3 protein-coding genes are annotated in these 1,098 nt (G+C 53.5%); 1 reads left to right on the forward strand and 2 read right to left on the reverse strand.

Features of this window, described 5'->3' with window-relative positions; translation table 11 throughout:
- Positions 1 to 405, reverse strand: a 405-nt coding sequence (locus tag GSQ70_RS25695; RefSeq protein WP_199257204.1) for a hypothetical protein, incomplete at its 3' end; no start/stop codon positions are given.
- A gap of 88 nt (positions 406 to 493) precedes the next feature.
- On the opposite strand from GSQ70_RS25695, the gene GSQ70_RS25700 reads away from it, so the two are divergent.
- On the forward strand, positions 494 to 691 hold the full coding sequence (locus GSQ70_RS25700) for a hypothetical protein (RefSeq protein ID WP_199257205.1): 198 nt from the start codon (positions 494 to 496) through the stop codon (positions 689 to 691).
- 43 nt (positions 692 to 734) lie between these two features.
- Here GSQ70_RS25700 and GSQ70_RS00825 read toward each other — a convergent pair whose 3' ends face one another.
- Positions 735 to 989 (reverse strand): hypothetical protein, encoded by a 255-nt coding sequence (locus GSQ70_RS00825; RefSeq protein ID WP_158780499.1) that lies wholly within the window; start codon positions 987 to 989, stop codon positions 735 to 737.
- Positions 990 to 1,098 lie beyond the last annotated feature (109 nt).

Here is a 1,098-nt window from a genome sequence, read left to right on the forward strand (position 1 = left end):
ACTGCGCACATAGAATGATGCTGTGTACGTCCCAGCTGCCATCTGGCCTTGCGTACCCCAGAATGCCGGAGCGCCGTTCACGCTGTTGCGTCCAAACCAGAGCCTCAATGCGCTTCGGGCTGTCGATGTGACAGTGAACACGATGCGCTGCCAGCCAGGTGTGAGACTGTACGCAGTCGGCGGGTACAGGTACGCGCCACCGATGTCCTGACTGAATGCATATACGTCGCACTCAATCGGTGCCAGTGCGATTGCTCCACCATCAGGGCCGCCGTCCTGGCTGACCTGCAGGCTGTCGATGCCAGATGTTTTGATGTAATCGCCCAGCACTGTGGCACGTGACTGAGGCTGCAGATTTGTGGCTGCCGGTTCCGGCTCATGCCTGCCCAGGATGCCGAGACTCATAGTCCCCTCTACGCGCCATTCATTTGTGTCGCACAGGTCGAGATTCCCTGTGTCATCAAGAACAAAATGAGCTGGCCCGGTGTACGTGATGCGCGGATCAAGAATCTGGGCGGTCAGGTCAATCGGCGGGATTGTCGGCTTAGATGATGCGTTGCCGATTACTGTGGTGCCTGGCGTCCAGATGCCTGATTTAGTCGCCCCGATTATTGAGGCGTTCGGGGTGATTATCATTCAGAATATCCTGCTAAAAAGTGGTGATGACACCACTGGCCGCACAGTAAATTAATTCTGCATTATCGAGCCATCTCGAAAGAAAGCTCTGTAATGCATTACAGGTATTTCTTCGCCAGCGCTTTCAGCTCATCTTTTGCAGCTTCACCCAGCTGAGCCACGCCGCTCTCTACGAATGCCAGTGCTGCTTCAAAGTCCTGTACGCCAGCTTTTGCTTCAACCACCGGAGCATTGGTAACAGTGGATGGTTCAGCGCTTACTGCAGGTTCAGTAACTACGGTGTTTTCTGCCATGGTGTTTGTCTCTTTGGGATGGATGAACAGGCCCTTCAGCCAGTTAAGGAATTTTTGCATTCTGGCGATCCTTTTCTATCTTCCTGATTGCAGCGAGTTGATTGTTTGACATGTCAATGGCGGTTAGTAGCTGATCAATCCACAGCACCGCCTGGCAGTAAGTCAGGGT

The organism is Pantoea sp. BAV 3049 (assembly GCF_009765445.1).
Taxonomy (GTDB): Bacteria; Pseudomonadota; Gammaproteobacteria; order Enterobacterales; family Enterobacteriaceae; genus Erwinia.